This window comes from Mesorhizobium sp. M1365 (assembly GCF_040317865.1).
GTDB lineage: Bacteria > Pseudomonadota > Alphaproteobacteria > Rhizobiales > Rhizobiaceae > Mesorhizobium.
The window spans coordinates 27,099-50,130 of record NZ_JAMYLG010000039.1; the positions used below are offsets into that span (position 1 = coordinate 27,099).

General features: G+C 59.4%; 20 protein-coding genes and 9 pseudogenes. 20 read left to right on the forward strand and 9 right to left on the reverse strand.

What is annotated here, in order from left to right:
• Positions 1-669: 669 nt before the first annotated feature.
• A pseudogene (locus tag NKH04_RS33290) lies at positions 670-779 on the reverse strand (transposase); the annotation flags it as partial.
• 410 nt (positions 780-1,189) lie between these two features.
• Between NKH04_RS33290 and NKH04_RS27180 the strand changes: the two are divergent.
• Positions 1,190-1,500, forward strand: a pseudogene (locus NKH04_RS27180) (phage integrase N-terminal SAM-like domain-containing protein); the annotation flags it as partial.
• Between the two features lie 3 nt (positions 1,501-1,503).
• On the opposite strand, the pseudogene NKH04_RS27185 reads toward NKH04_RS27180, so the two are convergent.
• Positions 1,504-2,056 (reverse strand): annotated as a pseudogene (locus NKH04_RS27185) (ISNCY family transposase); the annotation flags it as partial.
• A gap of 169 nt (positions 2,057-2,225) precedes the next feature.
• Here NKH04_RS27185 and NKH04_RS27190 point away from each other — a divergent pair.
• The 4 genes and pseudogenes from NKH04_RS27190 (at position 2,226) to NKH04_RS27205 (ending at position 4,407) form a co-directional block, all read left to right on the forward strand.
• Positions 2,226-2,480: a hypothetical protein gene (locus NKH04_RS27190; RefSeq protein WP_353045238.1), complete on the forward strand. Its 255-nt coding sequence runs from the start codon at positions 2,226-2,228 to the stop codon at positions 2,478-2,480.
• Positions 2,481-2,764: 284 nt separating this feature from the next.
• Positions 2,765-2,972, forward strand: a pseudogene (locus tag NKH04_RS27195) (ATP-grasp domain-containing protein); the annotation flags it as partial.
• Between the two features lie 347 nt (positions 2,973-3,319).
• Positions 3,320-4,111: an SDR family NAD(P)-dependent oxidoreductase gene (locus NKH04_RS27200; protein WP_353045239.1), complete on the forward strand. Its 792-nt coding sequence runs from the start codon at positions 3,320-3,322 to the stop codon at positions 4,109-4,111.
• 137 nt (positions 4,112-4,248) lie between these two features.
• Complete coding sequence (locus NKH04_RS27205; protein WP_353045240.1) at positions 4,249-4,407, forward strand: hypothetical protein; 159 nt, start codon at positions 4,249-4,251, stop codon at positions 4,405-4,407.
• A 3-nt stretch (positions 4,408-4,410) separates the two neighbouring features.
• Here the strand turns inward: NKH04_RS27205 and NKH04_RS27210 are convergent, their stop codons facing one another.
• Positions 4,411-4,716: a hypothetical protein gene (locus NKH04_RS27210; protein ID WP_353045241.1), complete on the reverse strand. Its 306-nt coding sequence runs from the start codon at positions 4,714-4,716 to the stop codon at positions 4,411-4,413.
• 862 nt (positions 4,717-5,578) lie between these two features.
• On the opposite strand from NKH04_RS27210, the gene NKH04_RS27215 reads away from it, so the two are divergent.
• Together NKH04_RS27215 and NKH04_RS27220 are read left to right on the forward strand one after the other, a co-directional pair.
• On the forward strand, positions 5,579-5,737 hold the full coding sequence (locus NKH04_RS27215) for a hypothetical protein (RefSeq protein ID WP_353045242.1): 159 nt from the start codon (positions 5,579-5,581) through the stop codon (positions 5,735-5,737).
• 576 nt (positions 5,738-6,313) lie between these two features.
• Positions 6,314-6,498, forward strand: a pseudogene (locus NKH04_RS27220) (hypothetical protein); the annotation flags it as partial.
• 24 nt (positions 6,499-6,522) lie between these two features.
• On the opposite strand, the pseudogene NKH04_RS27225 reads toward NKH04_RS27220, so the two are convergent.
• Positions 6,523-6,730: pseudogene (locus NKH04_RS27225) on the reverse strand (IS630 family transposase); the annotation flags it as partial.
• A gap of 124 nt (positions 6,731-6,854) precedes the next feature.
• Here NKH04_RS27225 and NKH04_RS27230 point away from each other — a divergent pair.
• From NKH04_RS27230 to NKH04_RS27260, 7 genes and pseudogenes are all read left to right on the forward strand, one after another.
• Positions 6,855-6,968: pseudogene (locus tag NKH04_RS27230) on the forward strand (IS481 family transposase); the annotation flags it as partial.
• Between the two features lie 482 nt (positions 6,969-7,450).
• Positions 7,451-8,701 (forward strand): sarcosine oxidase subunit beta family protein, encoded by a 1,251-nt coding sequence (locus NKH04_RS27235; RefSeq protein ID WP_353045243.1) that lies wholly within the window; start codon positions 7,451-7,453, stop codon positions 8,699-8,701.
• 14 nt (positions 8,702-8,715) lie between these two features.
• A complete protein-coding gene (locus tag NKH04_RS27240; RefSeq protein WP_353045256.1) occupies positions 8,716-8,994 on the forward strand; it encodes a sarcosine oxidase subunit delta in 279 nt (92 codons plus the stop codon).
• Positions 8,991-11,972 carry a sarcosine oxidase subunit alpha family protein gene (locus NKH04_RS27245; protein ID WP_353045244.1) on the forward strand — a complete coding sequence of 994 codons (2,982 nt, stop codon included), beginning with the start codon at positions 8,991-8,993 and terminating at the stop codon, positions 11,970-11,972. The genes NKH04_RS27240 and NKH04_RS27245 overlap by 4 nt, the downstream gene beginning before the upstream one ends.
• Positions 11,965-12,585, forward strand: coding sequence for a sarcosine oxidase subunit gamma (locus NKH04_RS27250; RefSeq protein ID WP_353045245.1), 621 nt, complete (start codon positions 11,965-11,967; stop codon positions 12,583-12,585). The genes NKH04_RS27245 and NKH04_RS27250 overlap by 8 nt, the downstream gene beginning before the upstream one ends.
• 103 nt (positions 12,586-12,688) lie before the next feature.
• Positions 12,689-13,852, forward strand: a complete 1,164-nt coding sequence (locus NKH04_RS27255; RefSeq protein ID WP_353045246.1) for a M20 aminoacylase family protein — start codon at positions 12,689-12,691, stop codon at positions 13,850-13,852.
• Between the two features lie 121 nt (positions 13,853-13,973).
• A complete protein-coding gene (locus tag NKH04_RS27260) occupies positions 13,974-14,888 on the forward strand; it encodes a 3-hydroxyacyl-CoA dehydrogenase NAD-binding domain-containing protein (RefSeq protein ID WP_353045247.1) in 915 nt (304 codons plus the stop codon).
• A gap of 353 nt (positions 14,889-15,241) precedes the next feature.
• Here the strand turns inward: NKH04_RS27260 and NKH04_RS27265 are convergent.
• Positions 15,242-15,852, reverse strand: a pseudogene (locus tag NKH04_RS27265) (IS66 family transposase); the annotation flags it as partial.
• A 91-nt stretch (positions 15,853-15,943) separates the two neighbouring features.
• On the opposite strand from NKH04_RS27265, the gene tnpA reads away from it, so the two are divergent.
• A complete protein-coding gene (gene tnpA / locus NKH04_RS27270) occupies positions 15,944-16,351 on the forward strand; it encodes an IS66-like element accessory protein TnpA (protein ID WP_353045248.1) in 408 nt (135 codons plus the stop codon).
• Between the two features lie 46 nt (positions 16,352-16,397).
• A complete protein-coding gene (gene tnpB / locus NKH04_RS27275; protein ID WP_353045257.1) occupies positions 16,398-16,589 on the forward strand; it encodes an IS66 family insertion sequence element accessory protein TnpB in 192 nt (63 codons plus the stop codon).
• On the opposite strand, the gene NKH04_RS27280 is transcribed toward tnpB (NKH04_RS27275), so the two are convergent.
• The 4 genes from NKH04_RS27280 to NKH04_RS27295 all read right to left on the reverse strand — a co-directional run bounded on the left by NKH04_RS27280 (position 16,582) and on the right by NKH04_RS27295 (position 19,872).
• The gene (locus tag NKH04_RS27280) at positions 16,582-18,678 is read right to left on the reverse strand and encodes a recombinase family protein (protein ID WP_353045249.1); all 2,097 of its coding nucleotides are present in this window, start codon (positions 18,676-18,678) and stop codon (positions 16,582-16,584) included. The two genes, tnpB (NKH04_RS27275) and NKH04_RS27280, sit on opposite strands and share 8 nt — an antisense overlap.
• On the reverse strand, positions 18,675-18,971 hold the full coding sequence (locus tag NKH04_RS27285) for a hypothetical protein (protein WP_353045250.1): 297 nt from the start codon (positions 18,969-18,971) through the stop codon (positions 18,675-18,677). The genes NKH04_RS27280 and NKH04_RS27285 overlap by 4 nt, the downstream gene beginning before the upstream one ends.
• On the reverse strand, positions 18,968-19,420 hold the full coding sequence (locus tag NKH04_RS27290) for a helix-turn-helix domain-containing protein (protein WP_352930109.1): 453 nt from the start codon (positions 19,418-19,420) through the stop codon (positions 18,968-18,970). Before NKH04_RS27290 ends, NKH04_RS27285 begins: the two co-directional genes overlap by 4 nt.
• A gap of 176 nt (positions 19,421-19,596) precedes the next feature.
• Positions 19,597-19,872, reverse strand: a complete 276-nt coding sequence (locus NKH04_RS27295) for a DUF5372 family protein (protein ID WP_352496118.1) — start codon at positions 19,870-19,872, stop codon at positions 19,597-19,599.
• Between the two features lie 38 nt (positions 19,873-19,910).
• Here NKH04_RS27295 and tnpB (NKH04_RS27300) point away from each other — a divergent pair, with 38 nt between their 5' ends.
• The 4 genes and pseudogenes from tnpB (NKH04_RS27300) to NKH04_RS27315 all read left to right on the forward strand — a co-directional run bounded on the left by tnpB (NKH04_RS27300) (position 19,911) and on the right by NKH04_RS27315 (position 22,988).
• Complete coding sequence (tnpB, locus tag NKH04_RS27300) at positions 19,911-20,063, forward strand: IS66 family insertion sequence element accessory protein TnpB (RefSeq protein ID WP_353045251.1); 153 nt, start codon at positions 19,911-19,913, stop codon at positions 20,061-20,063.
• Between the two features lie 211 nt (positions 20,064-20,274).
• Positions 20,275-20,883 (forward strand): transposase, encoded by a 609-nt coding sequence (locus NKH04_RS27305; protein WP_353045252.1) that lies wholly within the window; start codon positions 20,275-20,277, stop codon positions 20,881-20,883.
• Positions 20,884-21,497: 614 nt separating this feature from the next.
• A pseudogene (locus tag NKH04_RS27310) lies at positions 21,498-21,923 on the forward strand (tyrosine-type recombinase/integrase); the annotation flags it as partial.
• A 42-nt stretch (positions 21,924-21,965) separates the two neighbouring features.
• The gene (locus NKH04_RS27315; protein ID WP_353045258.1) at positions 21,966-22,988 is read left to right on the forward strand and encodes a tyrosine-type recombinase/integrase; all 1,023 of its coding nucleotides are present in this window, start codon (positions 21,966-21,968) and stop codon (positions 22,986-22,988) included.
• The last annotated feature ends 44 nt before the right edge of the window (positions 22,989-23,032 follow it).

Consider the following 23,032-nt stretch of genomic DNA (forward strand, 5'->3'; position numbering starts at 1 on the left):
CACCTGCGGATGTGGCCGGAGCCGCAACGGTCGCCGTTAAGCTCTGACGGCGCCGGTATCGTGAAGGTGTGTTTTGGACCATCCTGACCTTCCTGGGTGTGGCGAGTTCCTGCGTGTTACGCGCATCTTCGGATCCGATCCCACGATGGACCCAGGGTAAAGCACGACGACGACCGGCCCTACTCCGCCACGCCTGCAGCAGAAGCGATGTGGCAGGCCAAACTCGGTAGAGCGTATGCCCCGTTGGCCAAGAGTTGGCAAGAATATTATCAATATTCCAGCCATCTAGAAGTTAGATGGTTGAATCCGTCGTGTCGGGCGAATTGAGAAACTTCTGTGGTGCCGCCCCTGATGCAGGAGGTTTCCGACTACGTGTGCGGCTGATCAAGTGCGGTCTTCTGTAGGGGCTTTAAAACGTGGCATTTTCAGAAGCCGCTGGCCGGTAGTGATCTGCGGATTAGGTCCAAATCAGACTCTCGAGCTTCATTGCTCACGTTCTCAACATTTTGCTCATCCAGATCTATTCGATCATTGCCCATTCGGTCATCGCCTCCTCACCCCCCCTTACCCCACGTGAGGCAGGTTCTGCGGCATGTCGATCACGCCGTCATAGCCTGTGCCGGACCTCGGTAATCCTCATTTTCGTTAGCGCGGCCCAGATCACCCGTGCAGCCTTCGGACGTCGGGCTGCCCAGCCTCGAAATGCGCCCGAGCCGTTCTTTGCAACCTGAGGAGAATTGACGTGGAACAAGTTCGAGCCAGTCTTGCCCGCGCCGGAAATTCACATAGTTGGCACGCAGAGATTGCAAAAACTCCGAGAGAAATCGCGGCTCAGCCGACAACTTGAAGTGCATCGCCGTATCTTTCTCCATCGTTGAGTCGGACTGGAGAAATTCTAAAAGCCCATGGACTCGGCGCCGGATGCGTCATCCACGCCGGTGTGTAGGCATGGGAGCCGTAAGGCTGCGAAGAAAGTAAATCTGCCCTTCTTCCAGCTGTTGGCGGGCAGTTTGTCGTTGTTTCGAGCAGCACTTGGATAATCCGGCTTTCAAGCAGGTGAATCGCAAGACGGTGGCGCAGCGTATGCACGCTCACTCACCCGCTTGACCAAACCCGCCGCTTGGCCGCGGCGCGACAGGCCGCGTGCAGAACCTGCTCGATCGCCACGGAAGCGGTAAAGCCGCTTCGCATGATCGGCGACACGATCCTGCGCAACCTGTCGCCCGCGAGGCAACGATCCGATCTGCATGCGGTGGCGAAGTTCAGCCGTTATTTCGGCCTGTCGCCGGATCGGCTGGTGCTGGAGGACGTGTGCGTTCCAGGTTTATCTGGTGTCGCAGGGCATCTCCTGGCCGGCGCTGAACCGGACGGTCTGTGCGTTGCGTTTCTTCTACGGCGTGACGCTGGACCGGGCGGAGATCCCGGAGCGCATCGTCTATGCGCGGAAGGGTGCCATCGTTGAAGGCGCGCACTGCACTGACCACCGCTTATGCCGCGGGGCCTATACGTCTTACGCAGACGCGCGCCGTCGCGCTGCTTCGCGATCAACTTGAACGATGGCTGAAAGAAGTTCACGAACAGCCGCGCTGACCGGCAAAGCTTCGCCAGCAGCGTGGCGGCCTCAAGTTCCTCGAACCGACGATATCCGACCATCCAACGCACCACCGCGCCATTCTTCTGCTCGCAATGGCCTGGCATTCTTGCGGTAGGGGCGGCAGCGCGTGAAGACGATGTTGGCGGCGTCGCAATAGGCCTTCAGCGTCTCGTTCATCAAAACTTTGTCGTTGTCCGTAGTCCGCATCTAGGCCGAGAAGCGCGAAGGGCAGTTGCCTGCGCAATTCTGTGAGCACCGTGCTCACCAGCGTCTGTTCTCGCACCAGCAGCGGCGCACATTCCGTCCAGCCAGTCGCGATGTCGGTGAGTACGAGGGTTTGGATGAAGCTGCCGCGAGCCGAAGGGCCGCTATGGGCACCACGAGGTCCGTCTCAACGAAGCCTGGCGCTGGATCGCCCCAATCCGGCGACGTTCTAATGGGAATGCTCCGTCGCAGGGCATGCGCCTGGCCGCCGCGTCCTCCTCTTCGAGCGCGGGATTGCCGCCATCCTGCAATGGCGCTTCTCGTCGCGCAGCGAGCCCAGAAAGGCGCGCATCAAAAGCTCGGTGTCGAGGCGATCCGTCTTGGCGCGCCGGTGCTCACGCGACACCGCAATGCGGCATAGGCCTCGATGTCGCGCGCCCAGCCAACGTGCCAGCCAAAAGCCGTCGCCGGCCGCCTCATATGCGACGGCGATCCGCTTGATCGTATTATGCCCGGCCTGGCCGGCTTCGTCGCGCCGGCGCTGCAGCAGCTTCAACAGTGGTGCGTCGGCATCGATCTTCTTGAGGGGCTGACGCTCGAGGCCAGGTACAAGCGCGGCAATCAGCCATTTCGCTTGCTCATTTACGGCGATGACCGTGTTATCCTGTTTAAGAGCGGGTAAGGGGACCGGCTCGCGTCAAAAGACTGGGACATCGGGTGCCTCCTTCTGATGGTGGATCCAACAGTGCCGAAGGGTGCCACATCGTCGCCGCGCGCCCTGTAGCATCTACATGGCGGGACACGATCCCGAGGCAACAGATCCTTCAAACAAAATTACAAAGTCTTTGCGAGTGCAGATCGCCGACAATGGTACCTTCACCGCAATGTTCGAGGTCAGGCATAAATAGGCACCGAACCCTGGTTACGCTCAGATCGCCGCACAGCACGCAACAGAGGTCAACGCCAATGGCAAGAAAAGCGCTCATTCTGGTTGAAGGCACAAGGGCCAATGGCCCGCTTTACGTCAAAGCGGCTCGGCCTCTTGGTCTCCCATCCAATTACCCTGTCGGCTGATCCGACTCGCTATGACTATCATGCGCCGGAAAAACTTGAGGCAATCCGGGTCAATACGGACAATCTGGATGCGCTGATCCGCGCCCAGAACTTCATAAGGCAAAGCGGCTTCGATCAACGCTCGCCCGAGAGGAAATGCCGCCAGCTCCAAGCCCAAGGCGGCCTATATTAACTGCACGGTCCGGTGTCCTACCGTCTATGTGACGCCAATGGAAATGCGGACCCAGTTGTCCAAACTGCTCACAAAGTCGCGATATTAGAGGAAGAGCCAACCTGATGCGCTGTCGTTTGCGACATTGTTTCCCTGAATTAACTTAGTACATGAGGCACTGAGAGAGCTCGTCGCAAGACACTCAAGGTCGAGGAGCGTCACCCGGACCACATCTCAAAAATCTAAACTGCGCCGAGCTTCGTGAGAACCGTGTCAAACTTCTAAAGGAAAACACCATGATCAAAGTGGCAATTGTGACTGGATCAGCAACGGGCATGGGGGCGACTTGTGCCGTCGGTCTCGCGGCGCAGGGCTGGAACGTCGCGATAAACTATAGTAGAAGCAAAAAGGAAGCCGACGAGACTTATGCCAGAGTTAAAGCGCAAGGTGCTGAAGCCGTTGTTGTGCAGGCCGACGTAGGACAAGATGCAGACTGTCGCAAACTGGTCGCCGAGACCTTGCGCAAATGGGGGCGCATCGACGGCCTTATCAATAACGCTGCCACCACAAAGTTCCAAAAAGCCGGTGACCTTGAAGACGTCACACCGGAGGATTTCGACCGCATATTTCGTGTGAACACCACGGGCGCTTTCCTGATGAGCCGTGCTGTGTTTCCGGCCATGAGGAGACGGTGGGAGGAAAGGAAAGAACGCGGCGCGATTGTAAATGTGTCCAGCAATGCCACCCTTACCGGCAACGGCAGCTCACTGCCTTATGTGCTGTCTAAGGGCGCCTTAAATACTCTCACCGTGATGCTTGCACGCTGGCTCAGCCCAGCCGTTCGGGTGAACACGGTTTGCCCCGGCTTCATCCAAACCCGTTGGATGCTAAATGGCATCGGCGAAGTTGAATACAATAAGATGAAAGAAGACCAGGAACAGCGAACTCCTCTACGCCAGGCAGGTACACCGGAGCAGATGTCCGAGGCTGCGCTGTTCTTCCTGACGGAAGCGTCAAACATTACCGGTCAGATCATCGTTGTTGATGCCGGCGACCATCTTGGACTGCTGCTAAAGCAATGCTGCTAAAACCGAACAGTTGTTGGTCGAGATGGACCACTTCAATTCCGGAGTTAATGCAAGGGCCGCTTGTTTTAAGCGTAGGGCAAAGTCGAGCGACCATTCCGCTATATCCGCGAGGACCTTTTCCTTGCCCGCTCCTGCCGATGGGCGTCGTCGCTCTATTCGGCGCTCGGCAACCGATCTTGCAGCCTGCCGGCGGAGACACAGAGGCGATCGCGCAATCGCTGGCGGCGTTGCTGCTTCGCAAGCGCTCAACGGAAGCGCCGGTCGCGGCGAACCGCCATGCTGAACAGATCGAATAGGCTTTACGAGTGTGTGATGGCAAGCATCGCGGCAAGCTGGCCTATATCCACATTCGCCAGTCTTCCGTAAACCAGGTGCGGCATCATCAGGAAAGTACCCAGTTGCAATATCGTCTCGTCGACCGCGCCATCGATCTCGGCTGGCCGCATGAGCGCGTGCATGTCATTGACGAAGACCTTGGCAAGTCCGGGGCAGGCCGTCGAGCGCGAAGGCTTCAGAAAGCTGATCGCTGAGATCGGACTTGGTAATGCCGGCCTGGTCATCAGCCCGATGCTTCCCGGCTCGCGCGCAACAATCGCGACTGGCATCAACTACTCGACCTGTGCTCTCTGTTCGACGTCATTATCGCGGACGGCGAACGGGTCTGCGATCCCTGCGACTATGACGACCGCCTGCTGCTCGGCCTGTCCGGCATCATGAGGAGGCGGAACTGCATCAGATCAAGCAGCGCCCATTAGGGCGAGAGACAGAAAGCAGCGCGTGGCGAACTACGCCTTTCCCTTCCCGCTGGGTTAGCTCATGATCGCTCCGGCCAGATCATCCTCAATCCCGATAAGGAGGTGCAGGCGAGGCTCGGCCTCATCTTCAGCAAGTTCCGTGAGCTTGGAACGGCACGGGCAGTGATGCGCTACCTGCCAAAGCAGGATCTGCCATTGCCTGTGCGTCGTTTCTCGGTCCGGTTCCGCACAATGTCGTGTGGCGTGAGGCGACCAATCCGCGGGTGCTCAGCATTTTCATAATCCCGGCTATGCTGGCGCCTAGGTCTGTGGCCAGCGGCGGCAGGTAAGCGGGCGAATTCGCCAGGGTAGCTATTACTCGCGGACGGCCAAGGTCCCCATCGCGGTCTGCGGACGGTGCGGTCGCCGGATGAGCATACGGTGCAGCTGGAGACTATCCTGTTAAATATGTCGTGCCGACCGCGGTCCTGACGGAGGGCAATTGTGTCAGGAAGTGCGCGCATTGCCGGTCAATGCCCACGTCGAAAGCATGCTGCTCGGGGCCGTGGCGCCGGACAGGGGTCCGCCACCGCGATGGCCGCTCTCGCTCAGGTCGAGGACGAACCACGCCAACTCGAGCGAGCGTCAATGGGGCGTGCGCCGCGAGCGGGCCCGCTAGGAGGGAGAAAGGGCCCGACACCAATACGATGCGGTCGAGCCGGAGAACCGTCTCGTGGCGCGTTCTCTCGAGCGCGCCTGGGAGGAGAAGCTGCGCGCCGCCGAGGCTATCGAGCAGGAATACCAACGATGGCGTTCCGACGAACCTCTGGTCTTGAGCGAGGCGGACCGAAACGGCCCGTTGACGCTGGGAGAAGACTTGCCGGGCATCTGATCTTCCGGCGACCGAACGCAAGCACATCCTGCGCCTATCATTGAGGAAGTCATTATCGACCAGAAGCGCCTACCAGGGCAGGTCTGGATCAAGATCGTCTGGCGGACCGGAGCGACAAGTGACCACTCCCTTCAAAGACGTGTTCACACGACTACATAGAAATCGACAAGCTGCGGGACCGGGTGACGGAGCTGAACGCCGCCGGCAAGATGGACAAGGAAATTGCCTCGGTGCTCAATCCGGAAGGCTTCCTCGCGGCACAAAACTGCACATTCAAAGGTGGTAACGTCTGGCTTCTGCGCAAATGCTGGGGCACTCCCACCGTCAAGATCAACGGCACGAGCACCAATCCGGCCCGATGGCCGGACGGGACCTATTCCGTCCAAGGAGCCGCCGCTCTTGGCGTCACGCCGCAAACCATCTTCAAATATCTGATGCGCAGCGTGCTCGAAGGCCGGCAGATGATGAAAGGACAACCCTGGCAGATCGAGCTCACCGACGAGCTGATCGCCATCCTGCCCACTCGCGCGCAGCGCAATGGAGGATCGAGGAAAAAGGCATCATGCAACCATCGGCGACCCCGCCATGACGCTCGCAGCCGTCGATCGTCTCGTCCATCACGCCACCATCTTCGATACGTCGAGAGCTACAGGCGCAGATCCGCCATGGAGGCAAAACGCCAGCGCGGCAGGCCGGCCTCTTACGCGACAATCAACAATACGCCGCAGATTGTCGCGCAGCGTCAATCAGAGGGCGAATAGCCTCGCGCTCTCTGATTGTCGCGCTATACACTCATCGTCGATGAGGAACAGGCATTGCGGATCGAGGCCGACCTGCCAGGATCGCCATCGTTGGCGCCAGCGGGCAAAGTCAGTGCGCGCCTGCTCAAGGGCGAACAGCGTTTTTTTGAAACGCAGCCCCTCGCGCCACAGGAACTGCCATACCGTGTCGTGCGAGACCCTTCACGCCACGCGCCGCAAACTCGTCCCTGATCGGAATCCCTTCCGATTGAGTCAAAAGCGGAACTGCTCTAGATGTGAGCTTTCAGTAGGTTGTCCATTCGGACCTGACCGAGGAGACTGGAGTTACCACGCTTCAGAATCGTCGGAGGGTCCGAATGAACATTCATAAGAATGCCCGTCTCACGCTGCTGCGTCGAGAGGAGATGGCGCTTGCGGTTATAGAAGGCAGCCTTTCCCAAGCCCGGGCGACGTCGCAATATGCCTTCAGCGTCTCTTCATGAAAACGGTTCCGTTGTCCGTACCCAGGCCGAGAAGCGGGCAAGAGGGCCTTTTGAACAGTGACACGCGAGCCGCCAAAGAGAATGGACATGCTCCCCTATTTGTCCCTCCTATGGTTAGCTTGCTCGTCATCTGAAAACGCGATGGTACCGTTCACGACTTTATGTTGGTGAATGCAACGCCAAATGGCGCATAAGCAGTGGTTCGAATTGCATCCGCCCGTGAACAAGGTGAAGCGCAGTGCAGATTAGAGACTTTCTCGCGCCCGGCAACGTCGCATTTTTCTATGACGACCAAGCAGCTATCCAGCGCGGCCCGAATCGGGACACGGCTTCATCTATGTTGGTGACCCAAAACCCTCGAGTTCACGACCATCCGCGTCCCCTTTAACTTAGCGTCGGACTTGTTCTCGACAACACCGTTGTCGGGGGCGAAATGACGTCAGTGCAGTTCGATATTGGTAATTTGTCCAATGCGCTATTCCGGTTTCACGTTAATCGCTCAAGCCTTGAAGGGCCATACCGGCTGGAAGCCGGTATGGCTTGATGCCTCGCCCAAGTCCGCATATGATGTCCTCATTATCGGAGGCGGCGGTCATGGCCTCGCCACGGCTTACTATCTCGCAAGCCGATATGGAATCAATAACGTAGCGGTCATCGAGAAAGGCCATATCGGCTCCGGTAATGTCGGCCGCAACACGACGGTTATCCGCTCGAATTATCTCCTTGCTCAGAACATCCCGTTCTACGAAATGTCGTTGAAGCTTTGGGAGGGACTCGAGAAGGAGCTGAATTATAACGCGATGGTCAGCCAGCGCGGTATGCTAAACCTCTTCCATTCTGACTCCCAAGGCAACGCCTTCGCAAGACGTGGCAACGCGATGCGGTTTGCCGGTGTTGATGCCGAGCTGCTAACCCTCGAGCAGGTACGTGCAATGCTACCCTTCCTCGACTACGAGAAAGGACTCTTTCCCGTCAAAGGTGGCTTGCTGCAAAGACGTGCTGGCACCGCGCGCCACGATGCGGTTGCCTGGGGCTATGCACGGGCCGCTGACGGCCGCGGGGTCGATATCGTGCAAAACTGCGAAGTGACCGGTTTCGAAATCGCGGACGGCCGCATCACGGGCATCGAGACAACGCGTGGGAAGATCACTGCAAAAAAGGTCGCACTCGCGGTTGCCGGCAACTCCTCGCATCTCGCTGCAATGGCAGGGATGCGTTTACCGATCGAGAGTCACGTGCTGCAGGCGTTCGTCACTGAAGGACTCAAGCCGCTGGTTGACTGCGCATTTTCGTTCGGTGCGGGCAATTTCTATGTCAGCCAGTCAGACAAGGGAGGGCTGGTCTTTGGCGGCAATATTGACGGCTATAATTCCTACGCCCAGCGCGGGAACCTCCCGACGATCGAGGGTGTGATGGAAGCTGCAATGGGAATATGGCCCGCCTTGGGCCGAGTACGATTGCTGCGTCACTGGGGCGGCATCGTTGACATGTCCATGGATGGCTCGCCGATCATGGACCATACCCCGGTCCGAGGGCTCTATCTCAACGCGGGCTGGTGCTACGGCGGCTTCAAGGCGACACCAGCTGCTGGCCTATGTTTCGCCCACCTCATAGCAAAGGACGAGCCGCACCCCGTCGCTACCCCATATAGGCTGGACCGTTTTGCCGCCGGTAGCTTGATTGACGAAAGGGGCGCAGGCGCCCATCCAAACCTGCAGTAATGGATTTTGACCAGATGCGCATCGCATGCCCCCATTGCGGACCACGTGACATTCAGGAATTTGCCTATCAGGGCGATTCAAGCCCGCAGCGCCCAGATGGCCTCGCTGGGACGGAAGGCGCGATGTTTGACTACGTTTATCTGCGCGACAATCCGCGCGGTCTTCATGAGGAGTTCTGGTATCACGCCGCCGGTTGCAATACTTGGCTGGTCGTGCGCCGAGATACACTGACCCACGCGATCGATTCGGTGATGATGCCGGCTAATGCTCGCAGCCCGAGAGCGGCGACATGAGCATGCAGCCTTTTCGTCTTAACAGCGGAGGCCTGATCGACCGCACTCAATCGATCTGCTTCGGTTTTGATGGCAAGAGTTATGAGGGCCACGCCGGCGACACTTTGGCGTCGGCGCTGCTCGCCAACGGCGTCCGCCTGCTCGGCCGCTCTTTCAAATATCACCGTCCACGCGGTCTCTTGTCGGCCGGCCCCGAGGAGCCGAACGCCCTGGTCGAGCTGCGCACTGGCCCGCGCCGTGAGCCGAACACGCGAGCAACGATGGTCGAGCTGTTCGAGGGTCTTGAGGCAAGGAGCCAGAACCGCTGGCCGTCGCTCAAGTTTGATTTGCAATCGGTCAATGAACTGGCTTCGCCAAGCCTGATCGCCGGTTTTTACTACAAAACTTTCATGTGGCCGGCAGCGTTTTGGGAAAAGCTCTATGAGCCCCTGATCCGCCGCGCCGCCGGACTCGGGCGCGCTGCTGGGCTTGAAGATCCCGACCATTATGAGAAGGCTTTCGCCTTCTGCGATGTTCTGGTGATTGGTGGCGGGCCTGCCGGCCTTTCCGCGGCTCTCGCCGCAGGGCGCAGCGGGGCGCGTGTCATTCTCTGCGATGAGGATTTTCGGTTCGGCGGGCGTCTGCTTAGCGAGAGGCGCGAGATCGACGGACGTCCCGCCGCGGATTGGCTTGCCGCGACATTGGCCGAACTCGCCAGCCTCTCCGAAGTACGCCTCATGCCGCGCACCAGCGTCTTCGGGCTCTACGACCACGGCGTTTTTGGCGCAGTTGAGCGTGTGAATGACCACGTCATTGTTCCGCCAGCGCATCAGCCGCGCCAGCGCGGCTGGCGAATTTACGCGAAGCGCGCTATCCTCGCGTCCGGGGCACTCGAACGGCCGATCGTCTTTTCGGGTAACGATAGGCCAGGAGTTATGCTTGCCGGCGCTGTGCGCACCTACATCAACCGATTCGGCGTCTTGCCTGGCCGTAAGGCTGTTGTATTTACGACAGGTGACAATGGGTGGGATACGGTGTCCGAACTCGCGGCGGCCGGTATCCGCGTCGCGTCTATTGTCGATTCTCGCAGCGACATCGATCCAGCGTTCAAAACGCTCGCGGAACGCGTCGGGGCTCGACTGTTCGCAGGCGGCGCTGTAGAGGCCACGCGGGGCGGCCATCAACTTCGCGGTGTTGTTGTCCGCAATGCTGTCGGTATACGGGCGATGGTGTCCTGCGATCTACTTGCGGTCGCAAATGGCTGGAACCCGACGCTGCACCTAACCTCCCACCAGGGCGGGAAACCGGTTTGGGATGAGGCAGCCCAGGCCTTCGTCCCTGGCGCCCTGCCGTCAGGCCTCGCTGTCGCTGGCAGTGCAGCCGGCCGCTTTACTCTTGCCGATGCTCTGCGAGACGGCGCACGACTCGGCCGCGAGATGATGGCCGAGGTCGGCTTGACACCGACAGGGGCCGAACCCGTTCCTCGTACGGATAGTGAAACGACAAGCGTAAAGCCGGTGTGGCGCGTGAAAGGCGGCAGGGGCAAAGCCTTCGTCGACTTGCAAAATGATGTTACGGATAAAGACGTCGAGGTCGCCGCGCGCGAAGGCTTCCGTTCGGTTGAGCATCTCAAGCGTTATACGACGCTCGGCATGGGTACAGACCAAGGTAAGACCTCGAACGTTACAGGTCTAGCGATCATGGCGGAGCTGGATGGGCGGGCAGTTTCCGACGTCGGCACCACGATATTCCGCCCACCATATACCCCGGTCGCAATCGGTGCGCTTGCAGGGCATCATCGAGGCAAAGATTTCCGCCCGATGCGCTTGCCGCCGACGCATCACTGGTCGTGCGAATTCGGGGCGGACTTTGTTGTCTCGGCTCAAGGGATTCGCCCAACGTGTTATCCCATGCCAGGCGAAGATTTGCAGGCGGCTATCAATCGTGAAGTGCTCGCGGTGCGCGGTGGAGTTGGCATTTGCGACGTTTCAACGCTCGGCAAGATCGACATACAGGGCGCCGACACCTGCGAATTCTTGGAACGCGTGTACATCAACGGCTGGAGAACGCTCCCGGTTGGCAAGGCTCGGTTCGGAGTAATGTTGCGCGAGGACGGCTTTGTCATGGACGACGGCACCACCTCCCGGCTCGACGAGAATCACTTCCTGATGACCACATCCACGGCCAATGCCGGAAAGGTGATGCAGCATCTCAATTTTTGCCTTCAGGTGCTCTGGCCGAACCTTGAAGTTCAGATCGCTTCCGTCACTGAGCAGTGGGCGCAAGTGGCGATAGCCGGGCCGAAATCGCGCGAAGTTCTGCGCGCTGTGGTTGATGCTGATCACGACATCTCGAACGAGAGGTTCCCATTTCTTGCCGCTCGCGAGATCACGGTAGGCGGCGGCATCCCGGCGCGCCTGTTCCGAATTTCATTTTCGGGCGAACTGGCCTACGAGCTGGCGGTCTCGGCTGATTACGGCGTTGCGTTGATGCGAGCCTTGATGGAGGCAGGTCAACAATATGGTATTACTCCATACGGTTTGGATGCCCTCGACGTTATGCGCGTCGAGAAAGGCCATGTGGGTGGATCTGAATTCAACGGCCAGACCACTGCTCATGATCTCGGCTTTGGCAAGATGATGTCGTCGAAGAAAGACTTCGTTGGCCGCCTCATGGCGAAGCGGCAAGCGCTCATGCAGCCCGACCGACCGTGCCTCGTGGGTTTCCGGCCGGTAAACGCTAGGGACCCTCTGACCGCTGGCGCCCATTTTGTCGGCGTCGGCCGATCCCCCGTGATGGAGAACGATGAGGGATACATGACCTCCGTCGCCTATTCACCAAACTTGAAGTGCTGGATCGGTCTTGGGCTTCTTAAAAGTGGACCTGCGCGCTTGGGCGAACGTATCCGTGCCGTGGACCCCGTCCGAAACGGCGATGTGGAGGTCGAGGTCTGCTCTCCCGTCTTCTTCGATCCCGAAGGTTCACGTCTCCATGGCTAAGCAACCGACCTCTATTTGGCGCACGCACAGTGCTTGGGCCGGTATTGCCGAGACGGGCTCGTTCGGAGCGAGCGGCGCACCGGGTGTAACTGTGCTCACCTTGGAGGGCTTGGGATTCGCCAGTGTTACCACGAATCCCAACTCAGCTAGGTTAGACCGTGCCACCAAACACCTAGTTGATCTCGATCTACCACGGCAACCTTCTATTATCCTGTCGGACACACATGGTTTTGTCTGGTCAGGGCCGGACCGGTGGTTGCTCCTTGCACGCAACAGAGCGTGCTTCCCTGAGCTGCTCGCATCGCTATCAACCGATGCGGCTGTCAGCGACCAGAGCCACGCTTGGGCAGCGCTTCGCCTCTCGGGGAAGCGAGTACTTGAAGTTCTCGCGAAGGGATCCATGATTGACGTACACCCTTCGGTCTTTCCAGTTGGGGCCGTCGCGATGACGAGCTTCGCGCATATTGGCGTGCAGTTCTGGCGAGTTGAGGACGGGCCGGATGGTGCGGTGTTCGAAATCCTCGTGGCGCGCAGTCTGACACGCAGCTTTTGGTCCTGGTTTTCTGCGTCGGCTGCAGAATTCGGCTACCGAGTCACGATTGGCACAAGCTGAATTGGGACGCGCTCCGTTCCGTTCATCGGCATCTTTCTTGTCGCGATTCCTGAGGATCGCCTTGTAGTGGGACCAATCAGTCGCGAAACATGTGGAGTTATTCATGAACAAAGTAGAAGGATATCAAGAGCTCCACGCCGTAGCAACGGAATGGCGCCGCTTCCTACATCGAAACCCGGAGCTCGATTACCGTTTGTATAAGACGGCGCAGTTCGTCATCGAGAGGCTGGCTTCGTTTGGTATCAATCACATTGAAACCGGAGTTGCTGAAACCGGAATAGTCGCCCTAATTCAGGGCCAGGGCGGAGACGGGCCGACCATCGGCTTGCGAGCGGACATGGACGCGTTGCCGATACATGAAGCTTCGAACAAGCCTTGGGAATCGGAGACACCAGGTTTGATGCACGGATGCGGTCATGACGGCCATACAGCTATGCTTTTGGGTGCCGCCAAGTATCTTGCGGCCACTAGAAATTTTCGAGGCTCGGTTGCCTTGATTTTTCAGCCCGCCGAGGAAGATGGCAGGGGCGCCGAGAGGATGGTCCGAGAAGGCATTATGGATCGCTATAACATCAATCAAGTCTTCGGTATGCATAACTCGCCGGGCATGGAGATTGGCTCCTTTGGCATTTGCGACGGCCCAATTCTGGCATCACTGGATGAATTCGACTTGGTAGTAAAGGGTAAGGGTGGCCATGCAGCCAAGCCGAACGAGGCCGTCGATCCAGTTGTGATCGCGGGACAGATAATCGTCGGTACGCAGACAATAGTTTCGCGCAAGCTAAATCCACTCGATTCGCTCGTGGTCTCCTTCACAAAATTAAACGCCGCACAAGCGTATAACATAATCCCCAATCACGTTGAGATAGGCGGTACTGTCCGAACATTCTCCTCTGATCTTCGGGACTTCGCTGAACAACAGATGCTGCAAACGGCACGGGGCCTTGCGCGCGCTTTCGGCGGGGATGTCGATCTCGACTATCGAAGGCTCGAACCCGTCACGTTCAACCATACAAAGGAAACACATCTAGCGATTGAAGCTGCTGCTGGTGTCGTGGGCTCTGCATCAGTGAACGGTAAAATGCGTCCGCGCATGGGCTCTGAGGATTTCGCCTATATGCTCGAAGCAAGGCCAGGGGCCCTGATATACATCGGCAACGGGGCGACTGCTGCCTTGCACAATCCAGCATATGACTTCAATGATGAAGCCTTGCAATATGGCATTGGATATTGGGTCAGTTTGGTCGAGAGAGTGCTGGCTGCCTAAACCTTAGGAAACTAGAGTAGTGGTCCCGGATCTTGAGACAGGGGCATAAGGTCCTCGCCGAATTCAAAATGGCATTGTTAGTAGGGCAACCTTCACAACCCTCAAAATGGAAAGGCGAGCTATGACAGCCAAGTTGTCTCCAGTGTCTGTCATCGGACTAGGCGTAATCGGCGCGAGTTGGACTGCGCTCTTTCTCGCCCGGGGGATGGATGTTGTTGCCTGGGATCCTAATAGGACTGTCCAGGCAAATTTTGAGGATTCGGTTCGGCGATCGCTTTCACACTTGGATGAGCTTGGCCAGATCGTTAAATCTTCTGGAAAGTTGAGCTTCGCGCCAACTTTGGAGGAAGCTGTTAGTAAAATGCAATGGATACAGGAAAATATCCCTGAGAGAGTCGATATAAAAAGGGCGCTCTATAAAGAAATCGAACAGATTGCTTCAAAAAGCGCCGTTATTGCTAGTAGCACATCGTCTTTTACGTGGACTGAACTCTCTGCGGATTTGGAACACAAGGCGCGCTTTATCACCGCTCACCCTTTCAATCCTCCGCATCTGATGCCGTTGGTGGAAATCTTTGCGGCCGACGATGGAATTCGCGAAAGAGCGCGGAGCTTCTATGAAGCTATGGGACGCAAGGTGGTCCTGCTAAGGAAGGACGCCGTCGGTCACATCGCAAACAGATTATCCTCAGCCTTATGGCGCGAAGCTATCCACATAGTCGCAGAAGGCATAGCTGATGTGTCGGATGTCGACGCGGCGCTAGTAAACGGACCTGGATTGAGATGGTCGGTCATAGGCGCTCATATGGCTTACCACCTTGGCGGTGGGAACGGTGGGATCGAGTACTACCTCGATCATCTGGGACCAAGTCAGGAGCGGCGTTGGGCGACGCTTGGCAATCCAAGGTTGACGAGCGATGTCTGCCAAAAGCTGATCTCTGGGATCGCCGAGGAAGCGGCGGGGCGCTCAATTGAAATACTTGAGACGGAGCGGGACCTCGCACTAATAAGCGCATTAAGATCGCGACGAACTTGAGATGACGGAACATGACTGCTTAGGGCCTTCTCTGATTGGGGTCGTTTTGATCAAGATGCTCCTGCACTTTTTTCTGGGACGTTCCGTGGGTCACTCGCTTCTCTTCGCGGTCAGCGCTTGGGCCGCCGCATGATCGGGTCAGGAGAGCGAGGCGTCTCAATCTGTTTCACGACCTTGCCGCGCTTGGGCCGGCAGGGTTCGGGACTCTCAACGAGATCGCCTCGCCCATCGTCCCCAGGGAACGATTCGGGCATCGCCCTTTCGGCCGAATGCTTTGTTCGTGTTGCTTGCTCCTCGATCTGTCTCAGTTCACGCCGCAAGGTGAACAGGCGTAAGCGGGCAGCTCGGGCCGTTCAGCTCTTGTAGGTCCACGGCATGAGGGCGTCGATTTCGCTGTTGGGCCGGCCGTTGGCGATGCGCTCGAGGGTCTGGGTAAGCCAGGCGTGCGGATCGACTTGATTCATCTTGGCGGTGGCCAGCAGCGTGGCAATGGTAGCCCATGTTCGCCCGCCGCCGTCGCTGCCAGCGAAGAGGCTGTTCTTTCGCGTAATTGTCTGCGGTCTGATCGCACGCTCGACGGTGTTGGAGTCGAGCTCGATGCGGCCGTCGGCGAGGAAGCGAGCTTCGGCAGTTCCTTTTCCCATAGCTTGAAGAGCGCGGCCAAGATGGCGGCGGATTTCTCCTGACGCGCCGTCACCCGGGGTGCGGCCGGGCTGCGGGGTCGTGACCGCGGACGGTTTCCTCAGTCGCCCAGAGCGGAGCCATCTGCGCCACCGTCTGCGAGGCGACGACGGACGAGCCCGCGACATGCAGTTCGTAGAACTTCCTCCGCACGTGGCTCCAACATCCCGCCAGCGTCACGCCGTCGTTGGCCCGATCGGGCTTGGCCAGCCGGTTGTAAGCGGCATAGCCATCAACCTGGCAGGATGCCGCAATAGCCGTCCAGATGGCGGGCGGCACATTCTCCGTATCCATCCGGCGGAGGCCGCCTTGCGTGATTGAGGGGTTCGTCGGAGTCTTTGACCTTAAGTCCTATGCTTAAGGTCATGAGGTCGATGAAGATTGAAGTTTTGGATGCCGAACGGCGCCGGCCCTGGCGGCATGAGGACAAGATCCGGATCGTTGAGGAAAGCTTCGCGCCCGGTACTGTTGTTTGCGACGTGGCGCGGCGGCACGAGATTGCAAATAGCCTCGTGTTCAGTTGGCGACGGCAAGCCCAGGAGGGCCGTCTTGGGGGCGGCGGGGTGGAAACGGGATTTGTCCCGGTCACGATCAGCGAAGCGGATACGAAGCGGCCGGTGAGCGGCGATGTGGCCGCTAGGAGTGAGGCTAGTCCTCGGGCTTCCCGCCACGCCTGCGGGTTGATTGAAATCGACCTCGGTGATGGGCGCTGCGTTCGGGTTGACCGGATGGTGGATGCCGATGCGCTGGGTCGAGTTCTTGACGTTCTTGATCGGCGATGATTCCGGTTCCGAGCGGTGTTCGGGTATGGCCACCGGCCACACCGACATGCGAAAAGGATTCCCGTCTTTGGCTTTGCAGGTCCAGGAGGTTCTAAAGCGCGATCCTTTGAGCGGCCATCTGTTCTGCTTTCGCGGACGCAGGGGTGATCTCTTGAAGGTGATCTGGCACGACGGCCAGGGGGCATGCCTGTTCACCAACGATCTGCATTCATACTACGTCCCTTTCGTCTTCAGTTGAGAGTTTTTGCCTGGCTGGCATTTTGCCTTCGTGCGGCAGCGCGATCGACGAGCCGGTTCCATCGGCTGCATTGTTTTTGCGGTAGATCCGAAACGGGAAGTTCGTACAGGCAATAGTGCCCGTTGTAGGCGTGGCTGGCGATGAGGCCATGTTTGGCCCATCGGGTGACGGTGTGCTCGTGGATATTGAGACACGCGGCCGCTTCCTGTTTTGTCAGCATTCCACGTTCCCGCAGGCGGTCATAGCGAGAGCGCAGCTTGTATTGGTGAACGAGATAGGCAACTCGCAAGGCCGTGAAGCGGGCGGTGTGGCGACCGCGGCGTGCGGCCTCGCCGGGACGGTATCCTTGCTGGTTGAGCAGTTCTGCGATCTCGGAATAGATGTGGTCGTCGAGGAGTTTACCGACCAGTTCGACGATGCCGGGCTGCGTCTTGATCTGCTGGGCGGAAGATTTTGGACTCAAGGTTGTGAGCGTCTGGATCTTGCCGCCTTTGAATCGCACGTGAACCTTGGTGGTTCCTTCCGCCGGCAGCTTGACGAGAGTGACATCCTCGATGATGTGGGCAAGGAGTCGCTTGCGTTCGCGGTTTGGTGTGTCGGGATCCGCCCAGAGCTTGTTGAAATCCACCGTCATTGCGACCAGCCGCTCGCGGACAGCTTCATCAAGGATGAATTGATCGTGCTCCCGGGCACGCTCACGCTCTTCGCGGGCCTTGGCCAAAATACGGAGCTTCTCGTTCCATTCGCCTTCGAGCGTGTCGGCGACGAGACGATTGTCGGGATCGACCAGCATGAAACGGCGCTGGGCGAGATCGGCCTCGATCTGGGCGCGCTCGACCGCGCGACAGCGCAGCCGATCTGCTTCTTCATGCCGGGCTTGGATCTCCTTACGGACGTCGAGCGCCAGTTCGACGGCGGCCGGCGTCATCTGCTCGGCAATCAGCCTGCCGATGGCTTCATCGACAGGAGGCCCGGCGATCGACTGGCACAAGGGGTCACCGCGATAGGTATGGGCGCGATCGCAGATGTACCAGGCTTCCTGTCGGCCGCGCCGGGCAGCGTAGCGAACCCGGAAATGCCGGCCGCATTGCCCACACACCGCCCGACCTTGCAGCAGCGCCGGGCCTTCTCTTGGGATTGACGCTCGTGCCGCGTCATACCCTTGGCCGTTCGCCTTGAGAATCTTCAGGTTCTCCTGATGTTGTTCCCAGCTGATATAGCCGGGATGCGCATCGGGAATGCAGGCCGGCCAATCATCATTGGTTCGCGCACGCACAGTCTTCTTGCCGTCGATGGTGCGCCGATAGTGTCGCCGCCCATAGGCATAGGCGCCGGCGTAACGCGGATTGTTCAGGACGCGCACCGCGGTCGATGCGGTCAGCGGCCGAAACACCGTCTGACTGTTGTGCAGGCGTGACGGGAACAAAAGGCCTTCCGTGCGAAAGGCCTTGACGGTCTGGGAGGCGGATCCGACGCGAGCGAACGTCTCGAAGAAATGGATGATCGTCTCCCTGACTTGCGTGTCCGGATCGAGCACCACATTGCCGGAATGGTCATAGACCAGCCCGGTTGGCAGGGGACAGCGAAACTCGCCGCGCCTTGCCTTGTTGAGGATGCCTCCGCGCAGCCGTGCCTTGATCACATGCAACTCTGCTTCGCTCATGGTGCCCTTGAGACCGAGCAGGAGCCGGTCGTTGAAGCCTGCGGGGTCATAGACGCCGTCTTCATCGAGGATCAGGGTGTCGGCAAGAGCGCAGATCTCCAGCAGGCGCTGCCAATCGGCATTGTTGCGCGCCAGCCGGGAGACTTCCAGCCCCATCACGATCCCGGCGCGCCCCATGCCGACGTCGCTGACCAAACGCTGAAACCCCTCGCGCCAGGCCGCCGAAGCACCGGATTCACCCTGATCATTGTCGACGACGATAATCTGCTCGTCCCGCCAGCCGAGGGCGACCGCACGTCCACGAAGCGCATATTGCCGCCTGGCGCTCTCGGTGTTCTCGATGACTTGCCGCATCGAGGATTGGCGGATGTACAGGTAGGCGCTGCGTTCGACGTGATGAGGCTGGACTTTAAGGTGCGCATTCATGGTGACCTCCGGTCGTGGATGCTCATGGCTATTGTCGCAAAGACGTGAACGACGGCTGCGTGCCCGCCGTGCGTCGGCCAGGCGGTCGGATGACTTTGTTCTTGCAGGGGATTTGCTGCTGCGGCCAGCGTCTGTGCCCATCCCCACATGCCCCGGCGCAGAAAGAGCATGAGGCCGCTACGAGCCTTGAGAGGCAGAGCTTCGCCGAGGGCTGCCCCGCGCAGCACCTCATACTGGGCCGCAATGGCCGACGACAGGATCGATGAACGCACCGATGCCGCGGCAATGTTCACCTGCCGGTTTTTTTTAATACCCGCTCGATCGTCCTGGGATGAAGCTCGACATCGAGTTCGCGGCGGACCAGCTTTGCCAGCTCCCGAGCACGAACGGGTTCGCCCGGGCCCAACTGCGCCTGAAGAAACGCCAGGACTTCGTCGTCGATTTTGTGGGGACCGCGGGGGCCCGGCTTCTTTGGTACCAGTCCCGCAATCCCGGCTGCGTCGAAGCTCGCCCTTGCCTGGTAATAGGTCGGCCTGGAAACGCCATACTCGTCGGACGCCACCGTCACCGACATGTTGTCGATGGAGACGCGCCGCAGCATCTCGTATCTGACCTGCACGGCGTCGTGCGGATCGAAGAACTCGCTGTCGCTGAACTTCGGATCGCCCACCTTCTCGGGGTTTGGATTGAAGGTGCCTTGTTCGATGAGGGCCTCCGTCTTCGAGCGCTTGCTGTCGGACATCGCCGGCTCCGAGTGTGGAAAGAAGCATAATCGTAAACATGTTTATGCCGCTATTAGCATCGATGTCAAGGCCGCTTGTGCGATCAATGCTGAACGTATAGCCGAAGTGCTGGACATGCTCATCATACAAACCCTCCTGCGGCATAATCCGCCTTACAGATGCGGCATAATTATCCTTACAACTTGTCGAGTGATCGCGAAGCCGATTTACCAGAAAGGCGCCCGACCAGACTGGCCAGCTCCAGCAAGTCGACAGTACGCAAGAGCGCCCGCCCATTCCCCATGACAACTTCTGGATCCGGGTTCGCAAGATCAGTCCATTGCGGGGGAACAGACCACACGGCAGTATCGTCGGCCTGCAGCAAAAGGCGTTCGCCATGCCGATTGTATCGCCTGCCGACACATGGCAGCAGCCGCGAGAACAGAGGATGAAACGGATGCGTGATCCGCACTAATTGCGTAACTGCGTTCGTAGAGTCTGCATTCCCAAGTGAGGTACAAGCGGCTGGAGCGAGGCCGCTTTCTGTGGCGGTCGCCTGCCGATGGCGCGGTAACGATCTCGGCGGCGCAACTCGGCTATCTGTTGTCCGGCATCGACTGGCGAAATCCGCAAGAAACGTGGCGTCCAACATCGGTCGGATGAGATTTTGCCTCTGAAAATCGCCGGCGGTCATGATTCGCTCGGCTTGTGAACACCGCTGCCGATTGCTGCCTTCCGACCTTGCCGCCGCCCACGCGATGATCCTGGCGGAACGCGCTGCGCGCATTGCGGCCGAGTGTAAGCGCTGTCCCGGCGGCACCTTTCGCGCGTGGATGTAAGGGACGATGTTCGAGGCCTTTGAGGGCTTCGACATATGACGATTTCAGAGTTTACGCTTAAGTCCAGGGACGAGGAGCCGGTCCGTCGGCTGGAGATCTTCACTGGTTCGGGTCGGCGGCGTGAGTGGCCGCCGGAGGAGAAGGCCCGGATAGTGGCGGAGAGCTACGAGGCGGGCGAGACGGTTTGTGCTGTGGCACGCCGGTATGGGCTTTCCCCCGCAGCAATTGTTCACTTGGCGTCGGGCTGCTCGCCGGCCGATGGGGGAGGCAGCAATATTGGAATCCATGTTCGTGCCGGCGGTGGTGACGGCAGCGCCTCCGAAGCCTGCGGCGAAGCATCGGCCACAGCCAAGAAAGCGGGAGCCGGCTCGAGACGCTGGTGTGATCGAGCTCGAGATCGACGGCATCGCAATGCGGGTGGGTCGTGGGGCGGATTCGAAGACGGTTGCAGCGGTGATCCGTGCGCTGAGGGCAACGTCGTGATCGGGCCAACGGGAGCGGTCAAGGTCATGGTGGCGACGAAGCCGGTCGACTTCCGCAATTATGTGGAGCGCAGGATTATGCTGAGTCCGCAGCGGCTCGAGCGACTTCTTCCTTCTTTACAATATTTTAGCCTACCAGGCAGGCTTCCTCACCCGACATAATTGTTCTCGTCTCTCGGCGTTCTTTGACCTCGAGAGGGAGACCAGACGTGCCAAAGTCGAACGAAGTTCTGCCGGAATGTTCACAACTGATGGACTCGGGCGCCATGCGTCCGTTTGTGGAAGCATTCACGAGACGATTGTCGATCCTGGGATATGCCCGCCTGACGGTGTCAGGCTACCAGGACTCGGCGCGTCATTTCGGTCAGTGGTTGCGAAGCACGAAGATCGGCGTCGCTGAAGTTGATGACGATGTCGTTCGCCGCTTTGCGCGGCATCGATGCCGCTGTCCCGGCATCCGCCGGGCCGATTATCTTTCCGCCAAATACGTGAACCGAGCGCAGCGGTTCGTGCGCTTTCTGGTGGAATGCGGGGTGGTGGCGCCGTTGAGGCAGGATACGTCGCGCGCCCATGACGACCAGGTCCTTGCATTCCAAACCTGGCTGAGACGGCACCGGGGGATTTCCGAACGCACCATCTGCCGCCATGGCCGTATGGTCATGCGGCTGCTTCCCGCTCTCGGTCGTGATCCAAAGCTGTACGATGCTGGTCTCATTCGGCAAGTGATCCTTGACGAGGCCCAACGAAGCTCGCGGGCCTACCTCAAGACGATGACGATGGCGCTGAGGGGCTACCTTAGATATCTCTCTGCCCGAGGCTTATCCCAACCAGGCCTTGATCAGGCCATCCCGGCGGTCCCGCAATGGCGACTATCGGCATTGCCGCGCTACATCTCTACCGCGGAAGTAGATCGGGTGATCGCATCGTGCGATGTCACGACGCCGCGGGGCATCCGCGACCGTGCGATCCTGCTGCTGCTCGCGCGTCTCGGCCTACGTGCCGGTGACGTTCGGGACATGCGCCTCGACGACATCAACTGGCGGGAGGGAACCTTACGTGTCCGCGGCAAAGGACGCCGCGAGATCCGGCTTCCGCTGCCCCAGGCCGCCGGCGACGCGATCATCGACTACCTGCAAGAAGCGCGTCCAGACGCCGCCTGCAAGCAGATTTTCCTGCGGACCGCTGCACCGCATCAGCCATCACTGGCAAGCTCAAGCGTCTCAAGCATCGTCAGACTCGCGCACATGACCGCGCTGGCTCCTCATCTCGCCACCTTCCTACGAGAGCATCTGCCGCGCGAGCGGCGGGCGAGCCGGCACACTTGCGAGGCCTACGCCTACAGCTTTCAACTGCTGCTGTGCTTCGCGGCTGCCCGACTGGGGACCACCCCGTCCGGCATCGAGATCGAACAGCTCGATCCCCCGCTCCTCCTGACCTTCCTGGAGCACATCGAGGAGGAACGCGGCAACTCGGCGCGCACCCGCAACGCCCGTCTGGCCGCCATCAAAGCCTTCTTCCGCTTCCTCGAGTACCGGCTCCCGTCCTGTCTGGATCAGGCGCGCCGGGTCCGGGCGATCCCAATGAAGAAGGTCGACGAGGCGCTCGTCAGCCATCTCACCCGCGTCGAGATGCAGGCTCTGCTCGATGCGCCGGATCCCCGTCGGGTGCCCGGCATCCGCGATCGAGCGATGCTGCATCTAGCCTTCGCCGCGGGGTTGCGCGTCTCCGAACTCGTCAGTCTCCGCATCGACCAAATCGACCGCCAGACGGTTGCCAGCATCCACGTGATGGGCAAAGGACGCCGCGAGCGTGTGCTGCCCTTGTGGAAGGAGACCACGACGGCGCTGAAGGCCTGGCTAGCGGTCCGCCCGGCGAGTGGCGATGCCGAGCTCTTCCTCAATGCCGCAGGACGCACGATGACCCGCTCCGGATTCGAATATGTCCTCGCCAAGCACGTGGCCACCGCGGCGCTGAAGCAAGCGTCCATCGCCGACAAGCGCGTCACTCCGCATGTCTTGCGCCACACCTGCGCCATGCACACCCTGCAGGCGACCCGCGATGTGCGCAAAGTGTCGCTTTGGCTCGGTCACGCCAGCCTGCAAAGCACGGAGATCTATCTGCGGGCCGATCCGACCGAGAAGCTCGAGGCACTTGCCGCGATGGCTCCGCCGTCGCTCAAGCCGGGTCGCTTCCGTGCTCCCGACAAGCTGCTGGCCATGCTGAAGTGTAAGCGCCAAGCTGACCCCATCTGGCGCGGCTTGAGGTGATGAGCGAGACATACTGACACTGAAGCAAGGAGCCGAGGAGCTTG

Coding starts and splice junctions, on each gene's coding strand:
- NKH04_RS27190 (WP_353045238.1), top strand. CDS start 2,226: ATGTCGCGCGCCCAGCCAACGTGCCAGCCAAAAGCCGTCGCCGGCCGC.
- NKH04_RS27200 (WP_353045239.1), top strand. CDS start 3,320: ATGATCAAAGTGGCAATTGTGACTGGATCAGCAACGGGCATGGGGGCG.
- NKH04_RS27205 (WP_353045240.1), top strand. CDS start 4,249: ATGGGCGTCGTCGCTCTATTCGGCGCTCGGCAACCGATCTTGCAGCCT.
- NKH04_RS27210 (WP_353045241.1), bottom strand. CDS start 4,716: ATGCCAGTCGCGATTGTTGCGCGCGAGCCGGGAAGCATCGGGCTGATG.
- NKH04_RS27235 (WP_353045243.1), top strand. CDS start 7,451: ATGCGCTATTCCGGTTTCACGTTAATCGCTCAAGCCTTGAAGGGCCAT.
- NKH04_RS27240 (WP_353045256.1), top strand. CDS start 8,716: ATGCGCATCGCATGCCCCCATTGCGGACCACGTGACATTCAGGAATTT.
- NKH04_RS27245 (WP_353045244.1), top strand. CDS start 8,991: ATGAGCATGCAGCCTTTTCGTCTTAACAGCGGAGGCCTGATCGACCGC.
- NKH04_RS27250 (WP_353045245.1), top strand. CDS start 11,965: ATGGCTAAGCAACCGACCTCTATTTGGCGCACGCACAGTGCTTGGGCC.
- NKH04_RS27255 (WP_353045246.1), top strand. CDS start 12,689: ATGAACAAAGTAGAAGGATATCAAGAGCTCCACGCCGTAGCAACGGAA.
- NKH04_RS27260 (WP_353045247.1), top strand. CDS start 13,974: ATGACAGCCAAGTTGTCTCCAGTGTCTGTCATCGGACTAGGCGTAATC.
- tnpA (WP_353045248.1), top strand. CDS start 15,944: ATGAAGATTGAAGTTTTGGATGCCGAACGGCGCCGGCCCTGGCGGCAT.
- tnpB (WP_353045257.1), top strand. CDS start 16,398: ATGCGAAAAGGATTCCCGTCTTTGGCTTTGCAGGTCCAGGAGGTTCTA.
- NKH04_RS27280 (WP_353045249.1), bottom strand. CDS start 18,678: ATGAATGCGCACCTTAAAGTCCAGCCTCATCACGTCGAACGCAGCGCC.
- NKH04_RS27290 (WP_352930109.1), bottom strand. CDS start 19,420: ATGTCCGACAGCAAGCGCTCGAAGACGGAGGCCCTCATCGAACAAGGC.
- NKH04_RS27305 (WP_353045252.1), top strand. CDS start 20,275: ATGACGATTTCAGAGTTTACGCTTAAGTCCAGGGACGAGGAGCCGGTC.
- NKH04_RS27315 (WP_353045258.1), top strand. CDS start 21,966: ATGACCGCGCTGGCTCCTCATCTCGCCACCTTCCTACGAGAGCATCTG.